The sequence below is a fragment of the Parasphingorhabdus sp. genome (assembly GCF_048269865.1).
In the GTDB taxonomy this organism is placed as follows: domain Bacteria; phylum Pseudomonadota; class Alphaproteobacteria; order Sphingomonadales; family Sphingomonadaceae; genus Parasphingorhabdus.
The window spans coordinates 182,175-209,165 of record NZ_JBLWUA010000002.1 but is presented as its reverse complement, the minus strand read 5'-3'; the positions used below and the strand labels follow the sequence as shown (position 1 = coordinate 209,165).

26 protein-coding genes and 1 pseudogene are annotated in these 26,991 nt (G+C 58.7%); 16 read left to right on the top strand and 11 right to left on the bottom strand.

Annotation, left to right across the window (positions count from 1 at the left end; all coding sequences use genetic code 11):
* Positions 1-25 precede the first annotated feature (25 nt).
* The 7 genes from accD to purB form a co-directional block, all read right to left on the bottom strand.
* A complete protein-coding gene (gene accD, locus ACN0WW_RS03240) occupies positions 26-880 on the bottom strand; it encodes an acetyl-CoA carboxylase, carboxyltransferase subunit beta (RefSeq protein ID WP_417609335.1) in 855 nt (284 codons plus the stop codon).
* 97 nt (positions 881-977) lie between these two features.
* Positions 978-1,772, bottom strand: a complete 795-nt coding sequence (trpA, locus tag ACN0WW_RS03235; RefSeq protein WP_417609333.1) for a tryptophan synthase subunit alpha — start codon at positions 1,770-1,772, stop codon at positions 978-980.
* A 181-nt stretch (positions 1,773-1,953) separates the two neighbouring features.
* Positions 1,954-3,186 (bottom strand): tryptophan synthase subunit beta, encoded by a 1,233-nt coding sequence (trpB, locus tag ACN0WW_RS03230; protein ID WP_417609332.1) that lies wholly within the window; start codon positions 3,184-3,186, stop codon positions 1,954-1,956.
* An 87-nt stretch (positions 3,187-3,273) separates the two neighbouring features.
* Complete coding sequence (locus ACN0WW_RS03225) at positions 3,274-3,918, bottom strand: phosphoribosylanthranilate isomerase (protein WP_417609330.1); 645 nt, start codon at positions 3,916-3,918, stop codon at positions 3,274-3,276.
* Between the two features lie 130 nt (positions 3,919-4,048).
* The gene (gene pyrF / locus ACN0WW_RS03220; RefSeq protein WP_417609328.1) at positions 4,049-4,723 is read right to left on the bottom strand and encodes an orotidine-5'-phosphate decarboxylase; all 675 of its coding nucleotides are present in this window, start codon (positions 4,721-4,723) and stop codon (positions 4,049-4,051) included.
* On the bottom strand, positions 4,720-5,070 hold the full coding sequence (locus tag ACN0WW_RS03215) for a lipopolysaccharide assembly protein LapA domain-containing protein (protein ID WP_417609326.1): 351 nt from the start codon (positions 5,068-5,070) through the stop codon (positions 4,720-4,722). Before ACN0WW_RS03215 ends, pyrF begins: the two co-directional genes overlap by 4 nt.
* An 85-nt stretch (positions 5,071-5,155) precedes the next feature.
* Positions 5,156-6,457: an adenylosuccinate lyase gene (gene purB, locus ACN0WW_RS03210; protein WP_417609324.1), complete on the bottom strand. Its 1,302-nt coding sequence runs from the start codon at positions 6,455-6,457 to the stop codon at positions 5,156-5,158.
* A gap of 113 nt (positions 6,458-6,570) precedes the next feature.
* On the opposite strand from purB, the gene ACN0WW_RS03205 reads away from it, so the two are divergent.
* On the top strand, positions 6,571-7,671 hold the full coding sequence (locus ACN0WW_RS03205) for a 6-phosphofructokinase (RefSeq protein ID WP_417609322.1): 1,101 nt from the start codon (positions 6,571-6,573) through the stop codon (positions 7,669-7,671).
* Positions 7,672-7,737: 66 nt separating this feature from the next.
* On the opposite strand, the gene radC is transcribed toward ACN0WW_RS03205, so the two are convergent.
* Complete coding sequence (gene radC / locus ACN0WW_RS03200) at positions 7,738-8,442, bottom strand: RadC family protein (protein WP_417609320.1); 705 nt, start codon at positions 8,440-8,442, stop codon at positions 7,738-7,740.
* A gap of 147 nt (positions 8,443-8,589) precedes the next feature.
* Here radC and ACN0WW_RS03195 point away from each other — a divergent pair, with 147 nt between their 5' ends.
* From ACN0WW_RS03195 to ACN0WW_RS03185, 3 genes are read left to right on the top strand one after another with little or no spacing between them, the layout of a single operon-like run.
* On the top strand, positions 8,590-11,730 hold the full coding sequence (locus ACN0WW_RS03195; RefSeq protein WP_417609318.1) for a YdbH domain-containing protein: 3,141 nt from the start codon (positions 8,590-8,592) through the stop codon (positions 11,728-11,730).
* Positions 11,723-11,998: a YnbE family lipoprotein gene (locus ACN0WW_RS03190; protein ID WP_417609316.1), complete on the top strand. Its 276-nt coding sequence runs from the start codon at positions 11,723-11,725 to the stop codon at positions 11,996-11,998. Before ACN0WW_RS03195 ends, ACN0WW_RS03190 begins: the two co-directional genes overlap by 8 nt.
* Positions 11,998-12,393, top strand: coding sequence for a YdbL family protein (locus ACN0WW_RS03185; RefSeq protein WP_417609314.1), 396 nt, complete (start codon positions 11,998-12,000; stop codon positions 12,391-12,393). The genes ACN0WW_RS03190 and ACN0WW_RS03185 overlap by 1 nt, the downstream gene beginning before the upstream one ends.
* Positions 12,394-12,572: 179 nt before the next feature.
* On the opposite strand, the gene ACN0WW_RS03180 is transcribed toward ACN0WW_RS03185, so the two are convergent.
* Positions 12,573-13,343 carry a crotonase/enoyl-CoA hydratase family protein gene (locus ACN0WW_RS03180; RefSeq protein WP_417609312.1) on the bottom strand — a complete coding sequence of 257 codons (771 nt, stop codon included), beginning with the start codon at positions 13,341-13,343 and terminating at the stop codon, positions 12,573-12,575.
* Between the two features lie 334 nt (positions 13,344-13,677).
* Between ACN0WW_RS03180 and ACN0WW_RS03175 the strand changes: the two genes are divergently transcribed.
* The 12 genes and pseudogenes from ACN0WW_RS03175 to ACN0WW_RS03120 all read left to right on the top strand — a co-directional run bounded on the left by ACN0WW_RS03175 (position 13,678) and on the right by ACN0WW_RS03120 (position 23,626).
* Positions 13,678-14,028, top strand: a complete 351-nt coding sequence (locus tag ACN0WW_RS03175) for an AtpZ/AtpI family protein (protein WP_417609310.1) — start codon at positions 13,678-13,680, stop codon at positions 14,026-14,028.
* Between the two features lie 45 nt (positions 14,029-14,073).
* Positions 14,074-14,826, top strand: coding sequence for a F0F1 ATP synthase subunit A (locus ACN0WW_RS03170; protein WP_417609738.1), 753 nt, complete (start codon positions 14,074-14,076; stop codon positions 14,824-14,826).
* Positions 14,827-14,865: 39 nt separating this feature from the next.
* A pseudogene (locus ACN0WW_RS03165) lies at positions 14,866-15,084 on the top strand (F0F1 ATP synthase subunit C); the annotation flags it as partial.
* Positions 15,085-15,270: 186 nt separating this feature from the next.
* On the top strand, positions 15,271-15,756 hold the full coding sequence (locus tag ACN0WW_RS03160) for an ATPase (RefSeq protein ID WP_417609308.1): 486 nt from the start codon (positions 15,271-15,273) through the stop codon (positions 15,754-15,756).
* Positions 15,757-15,779: 23 nt separating this feature from the next.
* Complete coding sequence (locus tag ACN0WW_RS03155) at positions 15,780-16,307, top strand: F0F1 ATP synthase subunit B (RefSeq protein ID WP_417609306.1); 528 nt, start codon at positions 15,780-15,782, stop codon at positions 16,305-16,307.
* A gap of 139 nt (positions 16,308-16,446) precedes the next feature.
* Positions 16,447-18,384, top strand: a complete 1,938-nt coding sequence (gene uvrC / locus ACN0WW_RS03150; protein WP_417609304.1) for an excinuclease ABC subunit UvrC — start codon at positions 16,447-16,449, stop codon at positions 18,382-18,384.
* Positions 18,377-19,111, top strand: a complete 735-nt coding sequence (gene recO / locus ACN0WW_RS03145) for a DNA repair protein RecO (RefSeq protein WP_417609302.1) — start codon at positions 18,377-18,379, stop codon at positions 19,109-19,111. Before uvrC ends, recO begins: the two co-directional genes overlap by 8 nt.
* 47 nt (positions 19,112-19,158) lie before the next feature.
* Entirely contained in the window at positions 19,159-20,205 is a 1,047-nt protein-coding gene (gene leuB / locus ACN0WW_RS03140) for a 3-isopropylmalate dehydrogenase (RefSeq protein WP_417609300.1), read from the top strand.
* Complete coding sequence (locus ACN0WW_RS03135; RefSeq protein ID WP_417609298.1) at positions 20,202-21,182, top strand: threonine dehydratase; 981 nt, start codon at positions 20,202-20,204, stop codon at positions 21,180-21,182. Before leuB ends, ACN0WW_RS03135 begins: the two co-directional genes overlap by 4 nt.
* A gap of 27 nt (positions 21,183-21,209) precedes the next feature.
* Complete coding sequence (locus tag ACN0WW_RS03130) at positions 21,210-22,418, top strand: trans-sulfuration enzyme family protein (RefSeq protein WP_417609296.1); 1,209 nt, start codon at positions 21,210-21,212, stop codon at positions 22,416-22,418.
* Positions 22,419-22,433: 15 nt separating this feature from the next.
* Positions 22,434-22,832: a Co2+/Mg2+ efflux protein ApaG gene (gene apaG, locus ACN0WW_RS03125; protein WP_417609294.1), complete on the top strand. Its 399-nt coding sequence runs from the start codon at positions 22,434-22,436 to the stop codon at positions 22,830-22,832.
* Positions 22,829-23,626 (top strand): LysR family transcriptional regulator, encoded by a 798-nt coding sequence (locus ACN0WW_RS03120; protein ID WP_417609292.1) that lies wholly within the window; start codon positions 22,829-22,831, stop codon positions 23,624-23,626. Before apaG ends, ACN0WW_RS03120 begins: the two co-directional genes overlap by 4 nt.
* Before the next feature lies 1 nt (position 23,627).
* On the opposite strand, the gene ACN0WW_RS03115 is transcribed toward ACN0WW_RS03120, so the two are convergent.
* Both ACN0WW_RS03115 and parE read right to left on the bottom strand, forming a co-directional pair.
* A complete protein-coding gene (locus ACN0WW_RS03115; protein WP_417609290.1) occupies positions 23,628-24,935 on the bottom strand; it encodes a serine hydrolase in 1,308 nt (435 codons plus the stop codon).
* Positions 24,936-24,975: 40 nt separating this feature from the next.
* The gene (gene parE, locus ACN0WW_RS03110; protein WP_417609288.1) at positions 24,976-26,964 is read right to left on the bottom strand and encodes a DNA topoisomerase IV subunit B; all 1,989 of its coding nucleotides are present in this window, start codon (positions 26,962-26,964) and stop codon (positions 24,976-24,978) included.
* Between the last annotated feature and the right edge of the window lie 27 nt (positions 26,965-26,991).

The following is a 26,991-nucleotide window of genomic DNA, read 5'->3' as shown; positions in this document are numbered from 1 at the left end:
CCCTTCAGGGGAGGGGAGGATTGCATCAAGCCGCTTCTTTCCATGCCATCAGATAGCTCATGACCTGGGCCAGTGTATCACGTAGTTCCTTGCGGTGCACGACCATGTCGACCATGCCGTGATCCAGCAGATATTCGGCGGTCTGGAAACCCTCGGGCAGCTTCTCGCGGATGGTGTTCTCGATCACCCTCTGACCGGCGAAACCGATCATCGCGCCGGGTTCGGAAATATGGATATCGCCGAGCATTGCATAGCTGGCGGTAACGCCGCCGGTGGTAGGGTCGGTCAACACGACGATGAACGGGATGCCTGCCTCGCGCAGCATTGAGATAGCCACCGTCGTTTTGGGCATTTGCATGAGCGACAAGATGCCTTCCTGCATCCGGGCTCCGCCTGCCGCGGTGAAAATGATATAGGGGCACTGGTCCTTGAGTGCGCGTTTGGCGCCGTCAACAAAAGCCTGACCGACCGCAAGCCCCATGGATCCGCCCATGAAGGAAAAATCCTGTACGCCGACGACGCAGGGAATGGTCTTGATCGTGCCCTTGACGTTGATCAATGCATCCTGCTCACCGGTTTTGGTGCGCGCGTCTTTCAGGCGATCAGCATATTTCTTCTGATCCTTGAACTTCAGGGGATCTTCCTGGACCTTGGCCCATGGAATCAGCTTCCAGCTGTCGTCATCCATGATCTGGGCGAAACGGACCATCGGCCCGATGCGGCCATGATGCTCGCATTTCGGGCAGATATACATATTGTCTTGATATTCCTTGAGGAACACCATCGCTTCGCATTTCTTGCATTTGTGCCAGAGATTTTCGGGCGTCTCGCGCTTGGTAATCGACGCGATCTTGTTGCGGACATTGCTTAGCCAACTCATAGCATCATTCCTCTATTCCGTTCGCATCGAGCGAAGTCGAGATGCCGGTTTGTGCGGCCTGTGTCTCGACTTCGCTCGACACGAACGGGGTTCGAATTCAAGTCTTTCTAGCTGCCCTGATAGCATCAGAAAGCGACTTTACATAGTCCCGGACATGCGGCGCGGCATCCTTGCCATATTCGCCGACAATCTCGACGATCGCCGAGCCGACGACGACCCCATCAGCAACGCGGGCAATATCGGCGGCCTGTTCGGGCGTGCGCACGCCGAAGCCGACGGCGACGGGCAGGTCGGTGCCGGCTTTCAGGCGGGTGACAGCCTCTTCGATGCTGGCCTGTGCCGCCTGTTGCTGGCCGGTGATACCGGCGACTGAGACATAATAGAGAAAGCCGCTGGCGTTGTTCAATATGGTGGGCAGGCGCTCGGCATCGGTGGTTGGCGTAGCAAGCCGGATAACCGCAACATCCCTGGCGCGCAGGGCGTCGCCGAGGCTTTCGTCTTCCTCGACCGGGATATCGACGCAGATCACGGCGTCGACGCCAGCATCGACGCAGGCATTGGCGAACCATTCGGAGCCTCTGATCGTCATCGGATTGGCATAGCCCATCAGCACCAGCGGCGTGTCGGGATGACGCTGGCGAAATTCCTTGGCCATGTTGAAGATGTCGGCGGTCTTGGTGCCGGCGGTGAGGCTGCGGATATCCGCTTCCTGGATCGACGGGCCGTCGGCCATTGGATCGGTGAACGGCATGCCGAGCTCGATAATATCGGCTCCGCCATCGACGAGCGCATCGAGGATGGTGCCGGTGTCGGCGGGGGTCGGATCGCCTGCGGTGACGAAGGCGACGAGGGCTGCGCGGTCGGCGGGGAAGGATTGGGATAGGCGGGTCATAGGACCTTCTCCTTTAAGGGAGAGGGGTGCGCAAATTTGGCAGTTTGCGGGCCAGTTGTCGCTGGGTGAGGGTGTACCAAATCTCGGTTGCAGAGCACCCTCATCCAACGGCGCCTAGCTTCGTTCCTCAGCAAGGCTTCGTATCCTTCTCCCTGAAGGGAGAAGGTCTGTGCATCCGCTCTCATATCTCGGTCCCCAGCGCCTCAGCCACCGTAAAAATATCCTTGTCGCCGCGCCCGCACAGGTTCGCCAATATGATCTGGTCGCGGTCCATCTTTTTCGCTTCGCGGGTTACTGCGGCGATCGCGTGGGCCGGTTCGAGCGCGGGAATGATGCCTTCGGTGCGGCAGAGCAACTGGAAGGCGTCGAGGGCTTCGCTGTCGGTGGCGCTGTCATAGTCGACGCGGCCGGATTCCTTCAGCCAGCTATGCTCGGGGCCGATGCCGGGATAGTCGAGGCCGGCGCTGATCGAATGGGCTTCGGTGATCTGGCCGTCCTCGTCCTGCAGCAGATAGGTCTTGTTGCCGTGGAGAATGCCGGGGCCGCCGCCGGCGAGGCTCGCGGCATGTTCCTTGTCGAGGCCATGGCCAGCGGCCTCGATGCCGAGCATTTTCACATCCGGGTCATCGAGAAATGGATGGAACAGGCCAATGGCGTTGGAGCCGCCGCCAATCGCCGCGACCAGCAGGTCGGGCAGGCGGTTGATCCGCGCGAGCATCTGGGCGCGGGCTTCCTTGCCGATCACGCTCTGGAAATCGCGGACCAGTTCGGGATAGGGATGGGGGCCGGCGGCGGTGCCGATGATGTAGAAGGTGTCGTGGACATTGGCGACCCAGTCGCGCAGCGCCTCGTTCATCGCATCCTTCAGCGTCGCCGAGCCGCTGGTCACCGAGACGACTTCCGCGCCGAGCAGTTTCATCCGGAAGATATTCGGTTTCTGCCGTTCGATATCGGTGGCGCCCATGAAGATGGTGCAGGGCAGATTGAAGCGGGCGCAGACGGTTGCGGTGGCGACGCCATGCTGTCCGGCGCCGGTCTCGGCGATGATGCGGGTCTTGCCCATGCGCATCGCGAGCAGGATCTGGCCGATGCAATTGTTGATCTTGTGCGCGCCGGTATGGTTGAGCTCGTCGCGCTTGAACCAGATTTGCGCGCCTTTTCCTTCGGGCGCATCCTTGCGGACTTCCTCGGTCAGCCGTTCGGCAAAATAGAGCGGGCTGGGGCGGCCGACATAATGTTCGAGCAGGTCGTTGAATTCTTCCTCGAACGCCGGATCGGCTTGCGCCGCGCGATAGTGTTTTTCCAGATCAAGGATCAGCGGCATCAGCGTTTCGGCGACATAGCGGCCGCCAAATTCGCCAAAATGGCCGCGATCGTCGGGCTGGTTGCGGAAGCTGTTGGGTTGGTCGGTCATGGGTTCGAAATTTCCGTTCGCATCGAGCGAAGTCGAGATGCATCTGTGTTCGGCCTGTGTCTCGACTACGCTCGACACGAACGGATGCTATCCGGCTTCATCAAATTCCCGCACCGCTTGGCAAAAGGCGGCGATTCTGTCCACCTGTTTGACGCCGGGTGCGGATTCGACGCCGGAGGAGACATCGACCAGCGGCGCATGGGTGGCGGTCAGGGCGTCCTGCACATTGTCCGGATCGAGACCGCCAGCGAGACCCCAGTCGACCTCGTGCTGGTGTCCGGCGAGCAGGGACCAGTCGAAGGATGTTCCGGTGCCGCCGGGCAAGGCTCTGGCCGGTGCGTCGAACAGCAGGCGATCGACCGAGCCAACATAGCGGCTGGTTTTGGCCAGGCCCGCGCGGTCGCGTACCCCGACGGCCTTCCAGATTTCCAGTTCCGATTTGGCCCGTACCAGTTTCACCCATTCCGGCGTCTCGCTGCCGTGGAATTGCAGGACGTCGGGTTGGATATCGCCGATCGCCTTGCCGGTCAGCTTTGGGTCTGCATTGACCAGCAATAACACCGTCTTGATGCGATTGCCCGCATGGGCGCGGAGCTGCTTTGCCCGTTCCAATGAAACATGGCGCGGGCTTTTTTCGAAATGGACGAGGCCGATATGGGTGGCGCCAGAGTCGATTGCGGCATCGATACAGGCTTCGGTGGACAGGCCGCAGATTTTGATTTGGGTTTTCATGGGAGGGCTAATAGCGGGACAAACAATATTCGTCATCCTGAACTTGTTTCAGGATCTCGTCCTGCACAGCATAATCGGCCGGGGTCCTGAAACAAGTTCAGGGTGACGACTCTGTTACCGTGCTGGTGCCTTAAAGCGTCGCCTCTATAGCTCGCGCTGCCTCGCCAGGATTCTCCGCTCCGGTAATCGGCCGGCCAATCACCAATATGCTCGCACCGTTGTTGCGCGCTTGCGCAGGCGTGACCGCGCGTTTCTGGTCACCGAGAGCGCCGCCTTTGGGGCGGAGACCGGGGACGACGAAAAATCCGTCTTTCCAGATCTTGTGCGCCGCCTTCACTTCGTTGCCCGAGCAGACGATGCCATCTAGGCCGGCTTCCTGTGCCAGTCCTGCCAGGCGCTCGACCTGGTCATGCGGGGTGCCGGTATAGCCGATCCGGCCCATGTCGCGTTCATCGAGCGAGGTTAGCAACGTGACCCCGACAATCTTGGTATGGCCATTGGCCGCGGCCTTGGCATCTTCCATCATCGCGCGTCCGCCGGACGCATGGATCGTGACGATCGCTGGTTCCAGCACGTTGATCGCCTGCATCGCTTTGGCGACAGTATTGGGAATATCGTGGAGCTTGAGGTCGAGAAAGATCGGCAATCCGAGTTTCTGAATCTCGTGCACGCCATGATGGCCGTGGGCGCAGAAAAATTCGAGTCCGAGTTTCAGGCCGCCGACATGGCCTTTGACGGATTTGGCAATTTCAATCGCCCGGTCGAGATCGGGCGTGTCGAGCGCGACGAAGATCGGGTTGCTCATAGGTCAGATGCCTTGGTGCTGTCGACCGATGAGACGGCCGGTTCGGGCTCTGAAGCGGCTGCGGGCGGCGGCGTAGGCGAACGGGTTGTTGCGGCGGCAGACACCGGAGCCGGTTTTGCCGCTTCTTCCAGTGTCCTGATCCGGCGTCTGAGCCGCCATCCGGTTCCCCGGAACAGCAGCCAGGTGGGGATGAAACCGATCAGAAAGGCACCGACAACGAAGGTGGAAACCCGTGCTTCAACCACAGCTGCACCAAGGTCCAGCGACGACCGCGCTTCATTGGTCCACCAGAAGATGAAGGTCGCGACCAGCAGGAGAACCCAGAACAGGATTTTGATAAATTGCATGCGTCACCTTTTTTCGTGTGGCGATCACCCTTAGTCCCAAAAAAGCCGGGTGACCAGATGCTATGAAACCACGGCCGAGTGCGGTCTATTCTCCAAAGACGCGAGCGAAAATCGTGTCGACATGCTTGAAGTGATAATCCAGGTTGAAGCGCTCTTCGAGTTCTGCATCGGATAGTTTCGCGCTGACATCGGGATCGGCCTTGAGCAGGTCGAGCAGAGCGATCTCGCCGTCTGATTCCCACACTTTCATCGCGTTGCGCTGAACGATGCGGTAGCTGTCCTCGCGGCTGATGCCGGCCTGGGTGAGGGCAAGCAGCACGCGCTGCGAATGGACCAGGCCGCCCATGCGGTCGAGATTTTTCTGCATGCGTTCTGGGTAGATCAGCAGTTTTTCAATCACGCCGGTCAGCCGCGCCAGCGAGAAGTCGAGTGTGATCGTCGCATCCGGTCCGATCATCCGTTCGACCGAGCTGTGCGAGATATCGCGCTCGTGCCACAGCGCGACATTTTCCATCGCGGGCAGGGCATAGCTGCGCACCATCCGCGACAGACCAGTGAGGTTTTCAGTGAGGATCGGGTTGCGCTTGTGCGGCATCGCGCTCGAGCCCTTCTGGCCCGGCGAGAAATATTCCTCCGCTTCCAGAACCTCGGTGCGCTGCAGATGGCGGACTTCAACAGCGAGTCGTTCCACCGAGGATGCGATCACGCCGAGCGTGGCGAAAAATTGCGCATGGCGGTCGCGCGGGATGACCTGGGTCGAGACGGGTTCTACGGCAAGGCCGAGCTTCTCCGCGACATGTTCCTCAACCCTGGGGTCGATATTGGCAAAGGTTCCGACCGCGCCGGAGATGGCACAGGTGGCGATTTCCTTGCGCGCGGCGACCAGCCGTTCGCGGTTACGCTCGAATTCGGCATAGGCCTGCGCCAGTTTGAGGCCGAAAGTGACCGGCTCACCGTGGATGCCGTGGCTGCGACCGATGGTCGGCGTGAACTTGTGCTCATAGGCACGTTTCTTGATCGCGGCGAGCAGGGCATCGATATCGGCCAGCAATATGTCGGATGCGCGCGCCAGCTGCACCGCGAGGCAGGTGTCGAGCACATCGCTGGAGGTCATGCCCTGATGCATGAAGCGGGCTTCCTCGCCGACATTTTCCGCAACGTTAGTCAGGAAGGCGATTACGTCATGTTTCACTTCGCGTTCGATCTCGTCGATCCGCTCGACATCGAACTTGCCCTTGGCCCAGATCGCTTCCGCCGCTTCCTTTGGCACCACACCCAGTTCGGCCAGCGCATCGGTGGCGTGCGCCTCGATCTCGAACCAGATCTGGAATTTGGATTCGGGTTCCCAGATGGCGGTCATTTCGGGGCGGGAATAGCGTGGGATCATGATCGGTCCTTGGACAAAGAGGATGATTGCGGCAATGAATTGCCTTGATTTGCCGCCCCGCTAGCACCTACGAAATGAGTCGGCAATGCAGCGGCCGAAACAGGGAGAATAAAATGCGTCTGGCTATACTCACTGGCGGCGGAGACGTGCCGGGACTCAATCCCTGCATCCAGTCGATCGCGACATCGGCCTGGCAGCGCGGCTGGGACGTCATCGGGCTGCGTCGCGGCTGGGAAGGGGTGCTGGAAATCGATCCCGCCAATCCCTGGGCCCGGGAAAATAGCGTGATGATGCTGGACCGGGACCGGGTGCGCGGTATTGACCGCCAGGGCGGCACGATCTTGCACAGTTCGCGCTGTGATCCACGAACAACGGAGCAGGGAGACCAGACGCAAAAGGTGCTGGATGTTCTGGATGCGCTGGAGGTCGATGCGCTGATCACCATGGGCGGTGACGGCACGCTGCGTTTCTCGGCGCATCTGTCGAGCTTGGGCTGCAACGTGATTTCAATTCCCAAGACGATGGACAATGATGTCTATGGCACGGATTATTGTATCGGATTTTCGACCGCCGTCACGCGTTCGGTGCAGGCGATCAACTCGCTGCGCACCACGGCAGCTAGCCATGAACGCATCGCTGTAATCGAATTGTTCGGACGCCGGTCGGGCGAGACCGCTCTGGTCTCTGGATTTCTCTCGCAGGCAGACCGGACGGTTATCGCCGAAGTGCCAGCCGATATGGAGATTTTGTTGCCGCTCCTGCTGCAGGACAAGGAAGCGAACCCGGAATCCTACGCCATCTGTCTGGTGTCCGAGGGTGCCCGGCTGTCGGGCGCGACGGACTATGCCGATGAGATCAACAAATCCAACACCAACCGCGACGGCCTGAATATCGGTACCCAGCTGGCGCGTGAAATCGAAGCGCGCAGTGACCAGCGGACGATCGTGCAGGAGCTTGCCTATCTGATGCGCGCCGGGGAGCCGGACGCGATGGACCGGATGGTCGGCTTTGCCTTTGGCGCGCTGGCGGTGCAGCTGATCGAGCAGGACCGCATGGCCAATATGGTGTGCCTGACCGACGGCAATTATGGTACGGTGCCGATCGGCACTTTACTGGAAGACAGCAAGGGGGTGAATGTCTCCGGTCTTTACGATGCGAACCAGTATCGCGCCAATCTGATCCAAGTCGAAGGTATGCCGATGTTCCTCTATTGAAGAGCTGGCGACTGGGGGATATCTGGGCTTGTGTCTCGCTCTGCTGATGGCGGTCGAGGCCGCTGTCTAGATCAAACCCTTCGACCGGAACGATGTATGGCCGTCGCGGCCGACGATGATATGGTCGTGTACCGCAATGCCGAGCATGCGGCCGGCGGCACAAATGTCCTTGGTGATCGCGATATCCTGTCGGCTGGGGGTACTGTCGCCACTGGGATGGTTATGGACCAGGATGATTGCGGCCGATCCCAAGACCAGTGCCCGTCTGACGACTTCACGGGTATAGATCGGCGCTTGATCGATTGAGCCTTCGCTGACCAGTTCATCGCGGATGAGCCGATTTCTGCTGTCGAGATGCAGAACTCTCACGCGCTCATGGCCAAGGTGCGCCATGTCCGCCCGCAAATAGTCGAGCAATGCCTGCCAGCTTGACAAAATGGGTTGGGTGCGGAGCGGTTCGGAGATCAGGCGCAGAGCCGCCAGCCGGACAATCTTCAGCGCTGCCACACTGGTTTCGCCCATGCCCGGAAAATTTTTCAGGGCATCGGGATCGGAAACCACGAGGCGTGAAAATCCGCCGAATTCCTCTATCAGCCGATTGGCCAGCGCTGTTGTGTCACGGCGCGGAATGGCGAGCGCGAGCAGATATTCAACCAGTTCGTGATCAAGCAGTGCATCGCCCCGATCGGTCAATATCCGGTGCCGCAGCCTGGCGCGACGGCCACTGATGCTGTTGGGCAAGCCCGCCGGAATATCGCGACGCTCGGTCATGTCCTGTCTATAGTGAGAACAAATAAAGAACGAACGGATAATTTGGCGAAAGGCCGGTTTTGTCTAACCCACCGCCTCAGCGGAAAACTCGGTCCCGCTATCACTTGTACATTGCAACTTCAGGAAGACTTCTGCATTTCAATCGCGATGGAAGACGAAATCGCCAATGACCCCGTCGGTCGCCATTCCCGGTTTCGACTGTTCGGGGGGATATTGCTTGTTCTGGTCCTGCTCGGACTGATTGCGCTGTGGGTGAGTCGAACGTCATTGGCAGACAATGCCGTCCAGTCCCAGCTCGAACAAATGGATGTCGACGCGAGCTATGACATTGACGAGATCGGGCTTCGCCGACAGGTCATTCGGAATCTGGTTATCGGTCATCCGGACCGTCCCGATTTGACTGCGGATCTGGTCGAGGTGGGCAATAGCCTGAGCCTCGGCGGTCTCGGAATCAACTGGGTTCGGGCGAGCGGCGTAAAGCTGTTCGGGCGGCTTGAGAATGGCAAGCTCAGTTTTGGCGAACTCGACAAATTCACCGATCCCAGTGATGACAGTCCGCTGGCGCTGCCAGACATGTGGTTGGGATTGTCCGATGCCAGGCTGCGGATCGACAGCGACTATGGAGCTATCGGGCTTGTGCTCAATGGCGAAGGCGAATTGCATGGTGGTTTCAGCGGAGAAATGGCGGCGATCAGCCGCAACCTGGATGTCAGTGGCTGTACTCTGAAAAATCCGAGTTTTTTCTGGAAGGTGGCGATGCGCGGCAAGAAGCCACATTTGCAGGGGCCGCTGCGGTTGCCCACTGTCAGCTGCGGCGATCTGGATGCCGCCGCTGAAGATGTCGCAGCGCAAGTCTCTGTTGACCTTGGTGCCGATCTGGTGAGCTGGGCTGGCACAATCGGGCTTTCCGGCGGGCCGTTCCGCTATGCCGATTATTCCAGCCGTTCCGTTAAAGCGTCTTTTGATATGGCCGGTGATTTGAGCCAGAGCAGCGGCGATATCGATCTGACCGCAAGCGGGCTACGATCACCTTATGGAATGGCCGATGAATCGCAGATCAACGGCGCCTTCAAGCTGGGCTATGCCGGACCCGAGATGACCGCGAGCTTTGCCGGTACTCCGGAAATCAGTGGTGCACGGGTTGAGAAAAACTTGCTGCGCCAAGCGAGCGGTTGGTCGGACTCAGTCGCCGCGACGCCGGCCGGACCACTTGCGGAGCGCTTCGCAAAAGCGATCCAGCGGGCTGGCAATGCGTTTGATATGTCCAGCGATGTCAAATTCAGCAAGGGTACGGGCAGAACCACTCTTTCGCTCAACACTCTTGGTTTGCGTTCGCGATCCGGGGCAACGGTGAGTCTGAGCGACCCGATGCTATTCGCGTTTACGGACAAGAATATCCGAATGCTGGCTGACGGTCATATCGGTCTGGAAGGCGGGGGTTTGCCGAGCGCGAAGCTGCTGATCTACGATGGCAGCCTGTCCCGCGGATTTTCAGGACGGCTTGAAATGGCCAATTATCAGGCGGGTGAAGCGCAGCTGAAAATTCCGGCACTGGCATTTTCGCCCACGCGTCAAGGCGGGACCAACATTGATGGGCGGATCATTCTGACCGGCCCGCTCGGTGACGGGAATATCACCGGGCTGCAGATTCCGATTAGCGGCTTTGTAGCCCGTAACGGAAACTTCTCCCTTTTCCGCCAATGCGTCAACTTGCAATTCGCCAGCCTGCGTACGGCATCTTTGCGCGCCGGACCGACCAGCACCCGCCTGTGTCCGCAGGGCAGTGCCATCATCAACGGTAACGGTTCCGCTGTGAATTTTGCGGCCAGTGCGCCATCGCTCAATCTGAAGGGTTTTGTTGGCAGTACGCCTCTTGCGATTTCCAGCGGGGCACTGGGGTTTTCGCTTGCGCGGGGTCTGGCAGCGCAAAATGTCGGAATTCGGCTGGGAACGGCTGACAGCATGACGGTGCTCGATATGGCTCAGCTCAGCGCCAAATTCGGGTCCGCGATTCACGGAAACATCGAAGGCGGGTCCGGAAAAGTCGCCAATGTTCCGCTGTTGATGGAAAAGGTAGAAGGCGATTGGCGATATGAAAAGGGCCAATTTATCGCGGATGCGACTTTACTGGTCCGCGATGAGCAGCCGGTAGAACGGTTTCGTCCACTGGTCAGCAATAACGTCCTGTTCCGTTTTGACGGCAGTGATCTCTCGGCGACAGGACTGCTGCGCGAGCCGGAGACGCAGACTGGGGTAGCGGCGATTGATATCGTGCACAGGCTGAACGATAGTACGGGCCGGGCGCTGATCGATGTTCCGTCCCTGGCATTCAATGACAAGCTTCAGCCGGAACAATTGACGCCGCTCACGCTTGGTGTGATCGCCAATGTAAAGGGAGAGATATCTGGGGCCGGCCGGATTGACTGGGACGGATCCAACAATGGTATCAAGAGCAGCGGCCGTTTCCGCACCAATGGTCTGAATCTGGCGGCGGCCTTCGGTCCGGTCACCGGATTGGCCGGCGAGATCAACTTCTCCGACTTGCTTGCTCTTGAAACCGGGCCGGGTCAGATTGTCACATTGTCCGAAGTCAATCCGGGGGTCGCGGTGTTCAACGGTCAGATCCGCTATCGCCTGTTGCCCGACTACAAGGTTCAGGTCGAGGGCGGTGAGTGGCCTTTTGCCGGTGGGAAACTGTATCTTGAGCCGACCATATTGGATCTTGGTGAAGACGCCGAGCGGCGGCTGCAATTTACGGTGGAAGGCGTTGACGCGTCCCAGTTCCTCACCCAGTTTGATTTTGAAAATATGACCGCTACCGGCGTATTCGATGGCAAGCTGCCGATGGTTTTTGACCAGGACGGCGGCCAGGTGGTTGGCGGCTATCTGGTGGCGAGGGAAGGCGGCGGCACGCTCGCCTATGTTGGTGAGCTGACCTATGAAGATATGGGAGCCATGGCAAATTTCGCCTTCAATGCGCTGAAATCAATCAAATATCGTAACCTGACCATCGGGATGGACGGCGATATTGACGGTGAAATCATTACTGAGGTGAAATTTGACGGGCTGCAACAAGGCGACGACGCAAGCCGGAACTTCATTACCAAACAGCTCGCGCGGATTCCGATCCAGTTCAACGTCCGTATCCAGGCACCGTTCATGCAGTTGATGAGCAGTGCCAAATCCTACTATGAGCCAGAACTACTGGTCGGACAGAATTTGCCGGCGCTTTTGCGAGCGCAAGAGGCGCGGGCCAAAGAAGCTGAGAAGGTTCTTAAAGATGAATAGTCCATTCAGCCGGGGGAAAGCGATGATGCTTTATGAGACAAGGCAATTGACGGATCGTGTATATGGTGCGATTCGTCGTAAAATGAGGAGCTTAGCCACCAGCGCTGTGATTTTGGGGACATTGGCAGGATTGTCTGCCTGCGTGCAGGTCACTGCACCGGACAAGCCGATTGTCATCAACCTCAATATCAACATCAAGCAGGAAGTGGTGTATCGCCTCGATGGCGATGCAAAAGATTTGATCAACCAGGAAGCGGATATTTTCTAATGTTTGAATATGCAAAGAAAAACAAGGCTCTGGCCGTCATCGGCGGACTGATTTTGACGGCCGTCGTTGTGTCGCCCGTCATGGCGCAGCGTGATCCCGCCTATGAAGCCGCTCGATCTTCGGGCGTTATCGGTGAAAAGCCGGATGGATATCTGGGCTATGTTACGGCCCCGTCACCGGCGATCAAGGCGCTGGTCGAGGATATCAATATCAAGCGCAAGGCGGCTTATACCCGCAAGGCACAGGAAACCAACTCTACGGTAGAGCAATTTGCGTTCACCTCGGGCTGTAACCTGATCATGCGCACGGTGCCGGGCGAGAAATACCAGACGCCAAGCGGCACCTGGAACACGCGGGACAGTTCTGCTCCGGTGCGGGACTCGCGTTGCCCCTGAGCGGACAGCGACACATATGATTTTGAAAGGCGCGCCCATAAGGTTGGTGCGCCTTTCTTATTTGTGCTGCCTTCCCTCGCCGTCAGGCGGCGGCTCCAAACTCATTTCTCCGGCGGCAATGGCGGGGGCGCATGCTGCAGTCACCAGCTTTGGGATGCTTGTCGGCGCTTTCCGATTTTCTAATCGTCAAACTCTCCGTGGCGGCCGCGGCCCTTCGCAAATTCGGTGGCGCCGTCCCTGGTTTCGCCGGATTTTATGGTTTTCAGCCCCAGCTGGATTTCGTGCCTGATCGCATCGGCTTCACTCAGATCCCATTGATCCAGCATCGACCGGCGATCACTCCGCAGGCAGCGCTGGGGAAAGGCGGCGATGGCAGCAGCGAGCTTTCGGGCTTCGGCCAGCGCCTCGCCATCGGGCGCCAGCCGGTTGACGAGACCGAAAGAAAGCGCTTCTTCCGCTTTTACCTCGCGGCCGGTGAGGATCATGTCAGCAGCGCGCGACTGGCCGATAAGCCGGGGCAGGCGGATGGTTCCGAGATCGATCAGCGGCACACCCCAGCGACGGCAGAAGACGCCGAACGAGGCGGATTGCGCTGCCACCCTGAGGTCGCACCACAGGGCGAGTTCGAGGCCGCCGGCGACAGCAAAGCCCTCGACCGCCGCAATCACCGGCTTTGACAGTTGAAGCCGGCCCGGACCCATCGGTGCCATGTCGCCATCCGCCAACACCGGGTTGCCGTTGCCCTGTGATACCGCTTTCAGGTCGGCACCCGCGCAGAAATTGCCGCCGGCGCCGGTCAGAATGGCGACGCTGAGGCTGTCGTCCCGATCAAAATCGGTGAACGTGTCATACAGGGTCTTGGCGGTGTCGGCATCGACGGCGTTTCTGCGCTCGGGCCGGTCTATGGTAACGGTCAATATATTCTGGCTGCGGTCGAGCTGGAGCGTCAATGGCTGGTCCTTTGCATGGCATATCGTCGAAATCTGCGGCGATGGTGCCAGGAAGAGAAGGGGCCTGGTACCGACCGGATGACAGTCGATTGCACAGGTAAAGAGACGGTGAGTCAATCCAATGCAGATAATATATCCGGGGTTGCACCGAATCCGGCAGACGCGATGCGACCTGCCGGGCGAATGTAGGTCTGAATCCGGCCCATTTTCCGCGTTGCAGCATTGCTGTTGACTTGGGCACGTTGCTTTCCTAAACGGGCCGCGCCTTGGCGGGTCAGCCTGCTGTTGTTTGTGGCTCTTTTTGGCGCTCTTCGGGGCTTTTATGGGGGCTATAATGGCGGCAAGCGAATCTGATCGGGATCCCCTCGAAGAGGATGTGCGGGTTTCGTCGCTGGAAGAGCGGCTGGGATCGGCACAAAATCGGGAGAGGATCAAAGCGGCGCACCGAAACAAGGGGCCAGACGAAAGTCAGCGGCTCGGCGGGAGGGTGCTAAGCTATTTGATCGGGGGCGTGGCTGGCGGTTTCATTCTCGGGTGGCTATTTGACACCTGGTTGGGAACGACGCCTTTGTTCCTGTTGCTATTCTTTTTCCTTGGGGCGGGAGTAGCGTTCAGGAAAATTTATGTGATTTCGAGCCAGCCGGTGAAAGACATCGGTACGGCGCTACCAGATGATGACGATTGACGATCAGGGGTTTAACTAGTGGCTACCGAAGGCAAAATTGATCCTATGCACCAGTTTGAAGTGCAACCCATCTTCGATGGATTCACTTTATTTGGCCAGCAGATCAATTTCACTAACAGCGCGCTATGGATGTTCGTCGTCCTTGCGCTGCTTTATGTATTCATGATCGGTGGAATGAAGCGTGAGCTTGTTCCCGGTCGTTGGCAGGTAATGGTTGAGGGTATTGTTGGTTTTATCGACAATCTCATCCTCAACAGCATCGGTCCGAATGGCAAGAAATACACGCCCTGGATCTTCACCCTGTTCATGTTCATTCTGTTTTCCAACCTGCTTGGCATGATGCCGTTCGGTATTGTTCCCGGAATTCACCCATTCACCGTCACCAGCCAATTCACGGTCACGGGCTTGCTGGCAGCGATCAGTTTCTCAATCGTTCTGATTGTCGGTTTCTGGAAGCACGGGTTTAAATTTTTCAGCCTGTTCATCCCGCATGGTACGCCGCTGCCGATGATTCCGCTGATCTTCATGGTCGAAGTGCTCTCGTTCCTCGTACGCCCATTCAGCCTGGCATTGCGGCTGTTCGTGGCGATGATCGCCGGTCATATTCTGATCAAGGTGTTCGCAAGTTTCGTCATCCAGGCTATTGATGCCGGGGGCGCAAGCTGGGCCATTGCACTGCTCAGCATTATCTTCATCGCCTTTGTAAGCGCGCTGGAGCTTCTCGTCTGTGCTATCCAAGCCTATGTTTTTGCGCTTCTCACAACATTGTACATAAACGATGCGGAAAATCTTCACTAAGTCACTTTCAATCCTAATTTTACAATACGGAGTTAAAAAATGAATCTCGCTTCTGCACAAGTAATCGGCGCTGGCCTTGCTGCCATTGGTATCGGCGTTTCTGCTGCCGGTGTTGGTAATGTTTTCGCATCCTTCCTCGAAGGCGCTCTGCGCAACCCATCTGCCGCTGACGGCCAGCAGGGTCGTCTGTTCATCGGCTTTGCTGCTGCTGAATTGCTCGGTCTGATCGCTTTTGCTGTCGCCATGATGATCCTCTATGCTCCACCGGCTGATGAGGCTGTTGAAGTTGTTGCTGTTGAAGCGGCTGCAGTTGATGCGCCAGCAACAATGGAAGCGCCTGAAGCTGCACCAGAAGCAGCGCCAGCTGAATAAATATCAGAGCGGGTTGGCAATGCCAGCCCGCCCTCGATTTTCGATTTTGCGTTTTGAACTATCAGGTGAATAATGCCTCAAATTAGCCAGCTCATGGAAGTCTATCTCGGCCAGTTTTTCTGGTTGTTGATCGTCATCGGCATCATCTATTTCGGCATAGCCAAAAATATGGTGCCCAAGATCAGCAAGACTGTCGATGATCGTCAAAAGCGAATCTCTGACGATCTCGCGGCGGCGCAGGCTGGGCAGGACAAGGCCGAGCAGATTGAAGCCGATTATCGCGCCAGCATTAATGATGCCCGGGCCGAGGCGGTTAATCTGGTCAATGACGCCAAAGCCAAGGTGGCACTGAAGAACGAAGCTGCGATCAAGCGCGCAGAGACTGCGATCGGGAAAAAAGCTGACGAGGCGGATGCCGCGCTCAAGGAAGCCCAGAGCAGTGCGATGAAAGAAATCGAAGCAGTGGCTGCTGAAGCAGCCCAGGCAATCGTGAAAACAGTGTCTGGTGCCAAGGTTACGGCCACTGAAGCCAAAAAGGCAGTGAAGGCTGCTTTCTAAGCGCCTGCTGAAGGAGATAGACCATGCTATTGACGATTTTAGCAGAAGGCGCTGAAGCCAGCGCGCTCGGACTGACCGCCACCGGATGGGTCGCGGTTGGCGTACTGATCGTGTTCGCGATCATGTTGTGGACCAAGGTTCCAAAGATCATTGCCGAGATACTCGACAAGCAGATTGCGGAAATAAAGCACAATCTCGACGAAGCCGCCAATTTGCGGAAAGAGGCGGAAGCTCTGAAAGCGGAGTATGAAGCGAAGACCGCTGGTGCGCAGGCTGAGATAGAAGCTTTGATGTTCAGTGCCGAGAAAGAAGCCGCAACCTTGGTTGAACAGGCTCAGGCCGATACCAAAGCGCTGATTGCTCGCCGCAAGAAAATGGCGGAAGAAAAAATTGGCGCGGCCGAACGGTCGGCGATCGCAGCGGTTCGTGCGAAAGCTGCCTCTGCGGCAACCAAGGCCGCCGAAGATTTGATCGCTGCGCGCCATGACGCCGCTGCCGACAAGGCGCTGGTCGACAAGGCCATTGGCGATATCGGCAAAACGCTGAATTAAACGGCCGTTGGCGTTTCCCAACCGCCGCAGCGCTCACTAAATCGTAATTTTCGGATCATTGTGCCGGCTTGCTGCTTTTGCAGCAAGGCCGGCGCGATTGATTCTGGCATTGCGCGCGTAGCGCGCTTAGATACGCCTCATGTCAAAGGCAGACCGCCCCGATCAACCCAATGCCGCTTCCCGTTTCAACGAGGATAAGGCGACCTACGCTGTGCGGGGGGAGGGCGATACGCCGGATCTCGAGGCCGGAATGGCGGCGATCCGGGAAGTGCTGAAGACGCTGCCGACCAGACCCGGCGTTTACCGTATGCAGGACAAGCGTGGTGATGTGCTCTATGTCGGCAAGGCGCGGTCGCTCAAGAGCCGGGTCGGTGCCTATGTGCAGATGAACCGCTTGCCGCACCGCTTGATGCGGATGGTGGCCCAGACCCGGTCAATGACCATCGTAACGACTGGCAGCGAAGCGGAAGCGCTGTTGCTGGAAGCGCAGCTGATCAAAAAATTCCGCCCTGCATACAATGTGTTGCTGCGCGATGATAAGAGTTTCCCTTTCATCCTGCTCCGCGAAGGGCATGATTTTCCGCGCATCACCAAGCATCGCGGTGCGCAGCGGGTCAAAGGGCAATATTACGGGCCTTTTGCCAGTGCCGGCTCGGTAAACCGGACGATCAATGCGCTGCAAAAGCTGTTTCTGCTGCGATCCTGTACCGACAGTTTCTTCAACAATCGCTCGCGGCCCTGTCTACTGTATCAAATCAAGCGTTGTTCGGCGCCGTGCGTCGAGCGGATCGACAAGCAGGCCTATGCCGAACTGGTCGACGACGCGCGGGATTTCCTGTCGGGAAAATCAACCGAGGTGCAGCAGAAGCTGGGCGAAGCGATGGAAAAGGCCTCCGAAGCGCTCGATTTCGAAATGGCCGCGGTCTATCGCGACCGGCTAAAGGCGCTCACCTTCATTCAGGGCAATCAGGCGATCAATGCAGCCGGGCTGCCGGACGCGGATATTTTTGCGCTGGCGGCGCAGGGATCGACGGTCTGCATCCAGGCGTTCTTCATCCGCGGCGGCCAGAATTGGGGACATCGCAGCTTCTTTCCCGCCCACACCAGTAATGTCGAGATTGACGAGGTCTTCTCGAGCTTTCTGATGCAGTTTTACGATCAGATGCCGCCGCCCAAGCTGGTGCTGCTTGACCGGGAATTGCCCGATGCGGACTTGCTGGCTGAGGCGCTGGGCACCAAGGCCGATTATCGAGTCAGCGTGTCGAAGCCGCAGCGGGGCGATCGCCGGAAGCTGCTCACACAAGCCAGCCGCAATGCCGAAGAGGCGCTGCAACGGCGGCTGGCGGAAACCTCCACGCAGGCGAAGATCATGCGGGAGATGGTCGAACTGCTGGAACTGGAGGCGGTGCCGGATCGCATTGAAATCTATGACAATAGCCATATTCAGGGCACGAATATGGTTGGGGGAATGGTTGTCGCCGGACCCGAAGGGTTCCGCAAAAATGCCTATCGCAAGTTCAATATCAAAAATCCTGATATCGCGCCGGGTGACGATTTCGCGATGATGCGTGAAGTGCTGGAGCGGCGTTTCTCTCGTGCCCAGAAAGAGGACCCGGACCGCGACAAGGGCGAATGGCCGGATCTGGTGCTGATCGACGGCGGCAAGGGGCAGATGAGCGCGGCGCGCGATGCGCTGGCGGAAATTGGCGTCGAGGATGTGGTGATGATCGGGGTCTCGAAAGGCCCGGATCGCAATGCCGGACGGGAAACCTTTCACCTGCCGGATGGCCGGATGGTCAATCTGCCGCCTAACAGTCCCGTGCTTTTCTATCTCCAGCGCCTGCGCGATGAGGCGCATCGCTTCGCCATCGGTGCGCACCGGACCAGACGCGCCAAAGCGGTAGGGCACAGTTCGCTGGATGACGTGCCGGGCATCGGACCAGCGCGCAAAAAGGCGCTGCTGCTGCATTTCGGCACGGCACGGGCGGTGAAAAATGCCTCGCTGGATGATTTGCAGGCTGCGCCGGGCGTATCGGCGACGGTAGCGCAGAAAATCTACGATTTTTTCCATGCCTAGCCTCCGTACATCGGCGATTATCTGTTCGGTCAAGTCGCATGGCGAGCATGGTGCGGTGGTGCGCTCATTGACGCCTGAAAACGGGCTGGTGTCGGGCTATGTGCGCGGCGCTCGCTCGCGAATGATGCGGCCGATCCTGATCCCGTCGAATATTGTTCAAGCCGATTACCGGGCGCGGACCGAGGATCAGCTGGCATCGATGACGGCGGAGCTCGAGTTAAGCAGAGGCCCGTTTCTGGGCGAACCGCTGGCCAGCGCAGCGCTCGACTGGGTTACCGCGCTGACCGCAGCCGTATTACCGGAAGAGCAGAGCTATCCGCCGCTTCATTCGGCTTTGTCTGCCTTGCTGGAGGCGATCTGCAGCGCTCCGTCCGCCAAGGGCTGGGCGGTTGCACTGGTGCGCTATGAGCTGTTGCTGCTCTCGGAACTGGGATTCGGACTGGCGCTGGACAGATGTGCGGTGACCGGATTGGAGGAAGATCTGGTCTATGTCAGTCCGAAGAGCGCCAAAGCGGTCAGCGCCGCTGTCGGGGCCCTCTATAAGGAGCGCCTGTTGCCGCTCCCTGCGTTTCTGAAAGAACAGGTCACTCCCGAATGGCATGACATATTTGACGGGTTGCGCCTCACCGGATTTTTCCTGAAGCGCCATTTCTTTGAAGATCACCGCCGGGACGTGATGGCCACGCGTTCGGTTTTGGTCGATCGCCTGAAAAGGGTGGTTGCGTAACGCGCAAAGGCGCGGCAGGAACGGCGCGCTTAATAGAAGGAACTCTCATGCATATTGCGGTGCTCGCCGGCGACGGCATTGGTCAGGAAATCATGGTCGAGGCGCTGCGCGTACTGGAAGCGCTGGACTTGCCGGATCTGCGTCTGGAGCATGCGGATGTCGGCGGTACCGCCTATCGCAACCATGGCCATCCGCTGCCGCCGGAAACCATCGCGCTGGCAAAGTCGGCCGACGCTGTGCTGTTCGGTGCGGTCGGCGATCCCGCCTGCGATAATCTCGAGCGTCATCTGCGTCCGGAGCAGGCGGTGCTGGGGCTGCGTCAGGAAATGCAGACCTTTGCCAATTTGCGGCCTGCCAAGATGTTCCCCGGCATGGAGGATGCGTCCGGGCTGAAACCGGAGATCGCGCGAACGATAGACGTTGTCATCGTCCGTGAACTGAACGGTGATGTCTATTTCGGCGAAAAGGGCATGCGCAAGACCGCCGATGGTCTCCGTGAAGGCTATGACATCATGTCCTACGACGAAAGCGAAGTACGGCGCATTGCCCATGTCGCTTTCCGAACCGCGATGGTACGCGGCAAGCGGCTGTGCTCGGTGGACAAGGCGAATGTGCTGGAAACCTCGCAATTGTGGCGCGACGTCATGATCGAGGTGGCAGCCGACTATCCCGAGGTCGAACTGACCCATATGTATGTCGATAACGCGGCAATGCAGCTGGTCCGTAATCCGGGCCAGTTTGATGTCGTGGTCACCGGCAATCTGTTCGGGGATATTCTTTCCGATCAGGCGAGCATGTGCGTCGGTTCGATCGGCCTGCTGGCGTCCGCGTCGCTGGGGGAAGGCACCAAAGGGCTCTACGAACCAATTCACGGCAGCGCGCCGGATATTGCCGGGCAGGGCATTGCCAATCCCTCTGCGATGATTCTGTCTGCCGCGATGATGCTGCGGCACAGCTTTGCCATGGAGGCGGAAGCCAGCAAGGTCGAAGCAGCGGTTGCCGCTGTGCTGGCGCAGGGCGTGCTCGGCCATGATCTGGGCGGCAAGGCTTCCACCACGGAAATCGGCGACGCTGTCGTCGCTCAGCTCTCATGAGCAGCGCCTTATATTCCCTCGCAGAATTGCGAAGCGCGGCGGAGCGGGTTTATCAGGAAATGCCGCCGACACCGCAATATGCTTGGCCCCTGCTTGGCGACAGGTTGGGTGCGGAGGTCTGGTTGAAGCATGAAAATCACACCCCAACAGGTGCGTTCAAAATTCGCGGCGGGATTACCTTCATGGACTGGCTGGTTCGCGAACATCCGGACGTGTCAGGGATCGTGACCGCAACCCGTGGCAATCATGGCCAGGCACAGGCCCGTGCCGCCCGCGCGGCAGGCTTGCAGGCGGTAATCGTCGTTCCGCACCGGAATTCGATTGAGAAAAATACGGCGATGCGGGGGTTCGGCGCCGAACTGATCGAATATGGGGAGGATTATAAGGAAGCGGCTGATTATGCCGCCCGACTGGCCAATGAGCGGAACCTGAAACTTGTTGCGGCATTCCACCCGGCGATCATGTTGGGTGTCGCCAGCTATGGCCTGGAACTGTTCGATGCGGCGGGCGCTCTTGATGCTGTCTATGTTCCGATCGGTAATGGATCGGGCATTTGCGGGACCATTGCCGCGCGCAATGCCCTGGGGCTGTCCACCAAAGTTATCGGCGTGGTATCCGACCGGGCACCAGCCGCGAAACTGGGGCTTGAAATGGGCAAGATTGATGCGGCGGGCAAGGCAGATACGTTTGCAGACGGAGTCGCTGTCCGCGCGCCGGATGAGGAAGCCTTTGCCCTGTACAGCCAGCATGTCGATCATATCGTCACAGTTGACGACGAGGCTGTTGCCGACGCCATCCGTATCATCTGGCAGGATACGCACAATCTTGCCGAAGGCGCGGGAGCGGTGGCTTTGGCAGGGATGATCAGCGAAAAAGAGCGGATTAGCGGCAAGCGGGTGGCCGCGATCCTGAGCGGGGGCAATATGGATCAACCCATGGTTGCCACTGTTCTGTCAGGACAAACCCCACTAAGCTGAAAACAGACGAAAATTGGAACCGATCGAATGAAAAGAAACACCGGCCAGAACCGCGAAATTACCAAGCAATGGCGCTCGGCCACCCAGGCGGTCCGCAGCGGCACTATGCGCAGTGAATTTGGTGAAACGTCCGAAGCGCTGTTCTTGACTTCGGGCTATAGCTACGACTGCGCCGAGGACGCCGCCGCCCGTTTTGCCGGTGAGCAGGACGGGATGACCTACAGCCGTTTGCAAAATCCGACGGTGCAGATGCTGGAAGAGCGGATTGCGGTGATGGAAGGCGCGGAGGCTTGCCGCGCCACTGCTTCGGGCATGGCAGCGATGACGGCGGCCTTGCTGTGCCAGCTGCAGGCGGGTGATCATGTTGTCGCCAGCCGCGCGCTGTTTGGGTCCTGCCGTTGGCTGACCGACACACTATTGCCGAAATTCGGGATCGAAACCACTGTGGTCGACGGCCGCGAGATCGAGAATTGGGAACGGGCGATGACGCCGAAGACCAAGGTCTTCTTCTTCGAGACGCCGGCCAATCCGACGATGGATGTGATCGATATCCGTTCCGTATGCGATCTGGCGCGCGCCAACGGCATCACCAGCGTTGTCGATAATGCGTTCGCCACGAATGTGCTGCAGCGACCCATGGAACATGGTGCCGATGTGGTCGCCTATAGCGCCACCAAGATGATGGACGGGCAGGGTCGGGTCCTGGCCGGTGCGGTGTGCGGGACAGAAGAATTTATTGAGGAGACGCTCCTCTCCTTCACTCGCAACACGGGGCCGACGCTCAGTGCCTTCAATGCCTGGGTTGTGCTCAAGGGACTGGAGACGCTTGACCTTCGCATCCGGCGGCAAAGCAATAATGCCGTCGAAGTCGGCAAGTTTTTAGAGCAGCGGGTAGAGAAAATCTTGCACCCCGGCCTTCCGAGTCACCCGCAGCATATGCTCGCGATGAGCCAGATGGAAGCGGCCGGACCGATCTTCTCGCTCTACGTCGGCGGCGGGCGCAAGCAAGCGCATGGGCTGCTCAACGCATTGAAATTGATAGATATTTCTAACAATATCGGCGACAGTCGTTCGCTCATGTGTCATCCATCGTCGACCACCCATCACGGGCTGGGAGAAGAAGCGCGAGTCGAGATCGGGATCACGGAAGACATGCTGCGGATCAATGTCGGACTGGAAGATCCCATCGACCTGATCGAAGACCTGGATCAGGCCCTTTCGTCTGTCGGTCTTTAACTCTATATCGTGCTGATGGAGTCATTCTTTCCCTATGCCGAGACCACCGAGGGGGTCACCGTGCGTGTCTCGGTGACCTTTTTGCCCGAACAATCGGATATTGGCGGGCATCGCTGGTTCTGGGCCTATCATATCCGCATCGAGAACCACCGGGATACTCCGGTGCAGTTGCTGACCCGGCACTGGCGGATCCATGACGAGCGCGGCGGCCTGCAAATGGTCGATGGGGAAGGCGTGATCGGCGAACAGCCCGTCATTCAACCGGGCAAATCCCACGACTATGTCTCGGGCTGCCCCCTCAATACACCAAGCGGCTCGATGGAAGGCCATTTCACCATGGTGGGCAGCGCGCCTCCGGCCTTTCAGGTCCGCATACCATTTTTCCCTCTGTCTGAACCGACTGTCGGACAATGAAGCGGACCCATTTGCCGCTAAACGGCCTTCGGGTTCTCGATGCGGCCGCCCGGCATCTCAGTTTCACCAAGGCAGCGGACGAACTGGCGGTAACGCCGGCTGCGGTCGGGCAGCAGATACGCGCGCTTGAAGATATGCTGGGTGTGGTGATGTTTCGCCGTACCCCCAAAGGTCTCGAGCTGACGGACGAAGCATCGGCGGGTCTGGATGCACTGCGCTCCGGATTCCTGCAATTTGAAGAAGCCGTGCGGGCGATGCAGTCGGGGCAATCTTCGCACAAACTGACTATCGCCGCACCGCGGGATTTCACCCAGAAATGGCTGAACGAGAGGCTGTCGCGCTTTTCCGCCGACAATCCGGACACCAGCTTCGCTCTGGTGGCCGCCGATGACGAGATCGACTTTACCGAAGCCAATCTTGACGTGGCGATCTGGCTTGGTGACGGCCCCGGTCAGCATGAAGGCAAAATGCTTGGTGATACGGTATTCGTCAAAGTTGCTGCTCCCGGACAGAAGGGGGGCAATAAAATCGACTGGCCGGGCTGCCCGATTTCCGAAGGTGAGGAAACGCTGATGCGGGTCGCCGATGGGGGGCTGGCGATCGAAGCGGCAGCCAATGGCTTTGGCTATGCATGGGTGCCAAAAATGCTCGTCCAGCGAGATCTTGCCGCCGGCAGGGTCGAGATCATTGGCGAGGACAGCGTGTCGTCACGCGGCTACTGGCTGATGGCACCGCTGCCGCAATGGCGACAGCAGAAGGTGAAGGCGCTGGTTGCTGCCCTGGCCAGGCTTTAGTTTATTTTTCAGCCAACAGATTGACGAGGCGGGTGGTCAGGGTCAGCAATTCGCTCTCCTGCAGCGATTGGTCTGCATCGTTCCAGTTGACCGAAACACCATAGCTTTTGCCGGATTTGGACCGCAGCAGAAAATTATAGGAGAGTACGCCGGGCTCCGAGCCACCCTTGTAGCCGAAATAGTCCCATTTTTGCGCCGCATCCGGACCCATACCGGGATTGATCGCGAGCAGAGCCTTGGCCTCGTCGCTTGCATAGCGGTGCAGATAGCCGAGCAGGCCAAGCATGTCGCTCGGTGTGGCAAACCATTCCAGCTGATCGATATAATTGGGCTTGTTGGTCAAGAGGCGGAAGTCGAGGCTGTCGAGCGTCAGAGCGTCGTCAAAACCCTCTAGCAGCCGCTCGCGTTCGGCGGGGCTGGCGGTAAGAAACTTTGCCCTGCGATCAGCATGCACGGGCATTTTGAGCGCGGAGGCCTGACGGGTCATCAGAAACGGCCGCAGATCTTCCGGGTTGTGGTGGCCGGTGGCCGCGACAATGGCGGCCAGTTCATTGCGCCCCAAAACCCGGATCAGCGTGTCCGTGGCGCTATTGTCGCTGACCGAAATCATAAGAGTGGCCAAGGTGTGAAGGGTGACCGGCGATCGATCCGGCCAGTTTTGAGTGATTCCAGAGGGATGGGACTTCGGTCCCAGTGGAACGACATCAGACCATTGCCGTTCGCCCGCCTGGATCGAACGGTCCAGTTCCGCCAATATATACAGCTTGACGGCTGATGCGATCGCATAGCGGCCGTCGGGATCGAGGGCTGCGATTGTCTCCCGTTCAGGGCTATCAAGGTCGCGGATCAGCACCCCCTGGCGACCGGGCAGCGCATCGATCTTGGCGAGCACCTCATCAACGGAACCGCCAGCGGCTGCGAAACCGGTCAGGAAGAGGCCGGAAATACGGTGAGGTTGATCGGCCTCAAGGTCGATGTTGACCGTACCGACCGATTTTTCAAAGCTGATCTTGATCGTTCCGGAATTTGCACTTCGCGGGTCTATCGTTAATATTGCCAGAGCTTGGCCGTGCTGTGCTGTCACCTGTTGGACGAGGGTGCGGAACTGGACAGGGGGCACGGCATTCAGAAAATTTTCGTCAAAAACTTCCGCTTCAATCGGCTCACCGCGCATCAGGCGCATCACATCATCGGCACGCTGCGACAGTTGAGCGGAAACGGCAACCGCGGTCTGGGCATGGGCGGAACTCAGCAATGGTCCGGTCGAAAAGGACAAAAGGCAAAGCGCAAAAGCGAATAGAAAGCGCACAGAAGTCTCCAGTAAAGAACGAACGGCTTGCCGCAGCTTACTAGGCGTCGATCACATCTTCATCAAGGCTCGCGGCATTTTGCTGGATGAAGTTGAACCGGTGCTCGGGATTCTTGCCCATCAGACGATCGACCAGATCCTTCACGCCGGCGCGCTGTTCATATTCCTGCGGCAATGTCACCTTGAACAGCGACCGCGTATCCGGATCCATGGTCGTTTCCTTGAGCTGGTTCGGGTTCATTTCACCAAGCCCCTTAAACCGGCTGACTTCGACCTTCTTGCCTTTGAACGGGCCATTTTCGATGGCGGCACGGGCGTCTTCGTCCTGCGCGTAATGGCTCTTGCCGCCAGCGCTGATCCGATAGAGCGGCGGGCGTGCGAGAAAGAGATGACCCTGGCGAACCAGTTCCGGCATCTCCTGAAAGAAGAAGGTCATCAGCAAGGTTGCGATATGGGCACCGTCGACATCGGCGTCGGTCATGATGATCACCCGTTCATAACGCAGATTGTCAGGATCGCAGTCCTTGCGCGTGCCGCAGCCGAGCGCGAGGATCAGGTCAGCAATTTCGCTATTGCCGAATATCTTGGCGCTGTTCGCCGAGGCAACATTCAGGATCTTGCCGCGGATTGGCAGGATGGCCTGTGTCGTGCGGTCCCGGGCCTGCTTGGCCGAGCCGCCGGCGCTGTCGCCTTCAACGATGAATATTTCGGTGCCGGCCGGATCATTGCCGGAACAGTCGGTCAGCTTGCCGGGCAGGCGCACCTTGCGGCCCGAGGTCGCGGTCTTGCGCTTGACCTCTCGCTCGGCCTTGCGTTTCAGCCGCTCGTCCATCTTTTCCATGACGAAGCCGAGCAGCGCCTTGCCGCGGTCCATATTGTCGGTCAGGAAATGGTCGAAATGGTCGCGTATCGCGTTTTCGACGAACTTGGTCGCTTCCGGTGAGGTCAGGCGATCCTTGGTCTGGCTCTGAAACTGCGGATCGCGGATAAATACCGACAGCAGCATTTCGCCCCCGGAGATGATGTCATCGGCGGTCAGCTGTGCCGCCTTCTTGACCTGGACCAGCTCGCCAAAAGCGCGCAGGCCGCGGACGAGGGCGTTGCGCAAGCCAGCCTCGTGAGTTCCGCCATTGGGGGTCGGGATGGTGTTGCAATACCAGCTGTAGCTGCCATCGGTCCAGATTGGCCAGGTGACCGCCCATTCGACCCGCCCCTGTTCGTCGGGGAAGTCCTGATTGCCGGAAAAGAACTCGGTGGTGACGCATTCGCGTCCAGCCAGCTGTTCGCGCAGATGGTCGGACAGGCCGCCTGGGAACTGGAAGGTTGCTTCAGCCGGGACGTCGTCGCTGGCCTGGCTCTCGTCACATTTCCAGCGGATCTCGACGCCGGCATAGAGGTAGGCCTTGGAGCGGGCGAGCTTGAACAGGCGCGCCGGTTTAAATTTGTTGCCCTCGCCGAAAATCTCGACATCGGGGATGAAGGATATGCTGGTGCCGCGGCGGTTCGGCGTGGTGCCCACCTCTTCAAGTTTTGAGGTGGCCAGACCCTGCGAGAAGGACTGGCGATAAAGCGTCTTGTTGCGCGCCACTTCGACCACGGTATCGGAGGACAGGGCGTTGACCACGGAGACGCCGACGCCGTGCAGGCCGCCAGACGTGGCGTAAGCCTTGTCGGAGAATTTGCCGCCCGAGTGGAGCGTCGTCATGATCACTTCGAGGGCCGATTTTCCGGGAAATTTCGGGTGCGGGTCGACCGGAATGCCGCGGCCATTATCGCTGACGGTCAGGCGGTTGTCGGCATTTAGCGTGATCTCGATCCGGCTGGCATGGCCAGCGACCGCTTCGTCCATGCTGTTGTCGATGACTTCTGCCGCGAGATGATGGAGCGCGCGTTCATCGACGCCGCCGATGTACATCCCGGGCCGCTTGCGGACGGGCTCCAGCCCTTCCAGAACCTCGATCGCCGAGGCATCATAGTCACCGGGTTTGGATTGGTTTGGCGGGTTGGAACCGAACAGATCATCAGACATGATCGACCCTATAAGAGCGCAGGAGTC

What these genes read in the sequence shown, in the direction of transcription:
- uvrC (WP_417609304.1), top strand. Translation starts at nt 16,447, where the DNA reads ATGTCAAAGGCAGACCGCCCCGATCAACCCAATGCCGCTTCCCGTTTC.
- pyrF (WP_417609328.1), bottom strand. Translation starts at nt 4,723, where the DNA reads ATGAGCAACCCGATCTTCGTCGCGCTCGACACGCCCGATCTCGACCGG.
- purB (WP_417609324.1), bottom strand. Translation starts at nt 6,457, where the DNA reads ATGATCCCACGCTATTCCCGCCCCGAAATGACCGCCATCTGGGAACCC.
- ACN0WW_RS03135 (WP_417609298.1), top strand. Translation starts at nt 20,202, where the DNA reads ATGAGCAGCGCCTTATATTCCCTCGCAGAATTGCGAAGCGCGGCGGAG.
- leuB (WP_417609300.1), top strand. Translation starts at nt 19,159, where the DNA reads ATGCATATTGCGGTGCTCGCCGGCGACGGCATTGGTCAGGAAATCATG.
- ACN0WW_RS03155 (WP_417609306.1), top strand. Translation starts at nt 15,780, where the DNA reads ATGCTATTGACGATTTTAGCAGAAGGCGCTGAAGCCAGCGCGCTCGGA.
- ACN0WW_RS03130 (WP_417609296.1), top strand. Translation starts at nt 21,210, where the DNA reads ATGAAAAGAAACACCGGCCAGAACCGCGAAATTACCAAGCAATGGCGC.
- trpA (WP_417609333.1), bottom strand. Translation starts at nt 1,772, where the DNA reads ATGACCCGCCTATCCCAATCCTTCCCCGCCGACCGCGCAGCCCTCGTC.
- ACN0WW_RS03225 (WP_417609330.1), bottom strand. Translation starts at nt 3,918, where the DNA reads ATGAAAACCCAAATCAAAATCTGCGGCCTGTCCACCGAAGCCTGTATC.
- ACN0WW_RS03120 (WP_417609292.1), top strand. Translation starts at nt 22,829, where the DNA reads ATGAAGCGGACCCATTTGCCGCTAAACGGCCTTCGGGTTCTCGATGCG.
- ACN0WW_RS03175 (WP_417609310.1), top strand. Translation starts at nt 13,678, where the DNA reads ATGGCGGCAAGCGAATCTGATCGGGATCCCCTCGAAGAGGATGTGCGG.
- ACN0WW_RS03195 (WP_417609318.1), top strand. Translation starts at nt 8,590, where the DNA reads ATGGAAGACGAAATCGCCAATGACCCCGTCGGTCGCCATTCCCGGTTT.
- ACN0WW_RS03205 (WP_417609322.1), top strand. Translation starts at nt 6,571, where the DNA reads ATGCGTCTGGCTATACTCACTGGCGGCGGAGACGTGCCGGGACTCAAT.
- ACN0WW_RS03215 (WP_417609326.1), bottom strand. Translation starts at nt 5,070, where the DNA reads ATGCAATTTATCAAAATCCTGTTCTGGGTTCTCCTGCTGGTCGCGACC.
- ACN0WW_RS03160 (WP_417609308.1), top strand. Translation starts at nt 15,271, where the DNA reads ATGCCTCAAATTAGCCAGCTCATGGAAGTCTATCTCGGCCAGTTTTTC.
- recO (WP_417609302.1), top strand. Translation starts at nt 18,377, where the DNA reads ATGCCTAGCCTCCGTACATCGGCGATTATCTGTTCGGTCAAGTCGCAT.
- ACN0WW_RS03185 (WP_417609314.1), top strand. Translation starts at nt 11,998, where the DNA reads ATGTTTGAATATGCAAAGAAAAACAAGGCTCTGGCCGTCATCGGCGGA.
- radC (WP_417609320.1), bottom strand. Translation starts at nt 8,442, where the DNA reads ATGACCGAGCGTCGCGATATTCCGGCGGGCTTGCCCAACAGCATCAGT.
- trpB (WP_417609332.1), bottom strand. Translation starts at nt 3,186, where the DNA reads ATGACCGACCAACCCAACAGCTTCCGCAACCAGCCCGACGATCGCGGC.
- parE (WP_417609288.1), bottom strand. Translation starts at nt 26,964, where the DNA reads ATGTCTGATGATCTGTTCGGTTCCAACCCGCCAAACCAATCCAAACCC.
- ACN0WW_RS03170 (WP_417609738.1), top strand. Translation starts at nt 14,074, where the DNA reads ATGCACCAGTTTGAAGTGCAACCCATCTTCGATGGATTCACTTTATTT.
- accD (WP_417609335.1), bottom strand. Translation starts at nt 880, where the DNA reads ATGAGTTGGCTAAGCAATGTCCGCAACAAGATCGCGTCGATTACCAAG.
- ACN0WW_RS03190 (WP_417609316.1), top strand. Translation starts at nt 11,723, where the DNA reads ATGAATAGTCCATTCAGCCGGGGGAAAGCGATGATGCTTTATGAGACA.
- apaG (WP_417609294.1), top strand. Translation starts at nt 22,434, where the DNA reads ATGGAGTCATTCTTTCCCTATGCCGAGACCACCGAGGGGGTCACCGTG.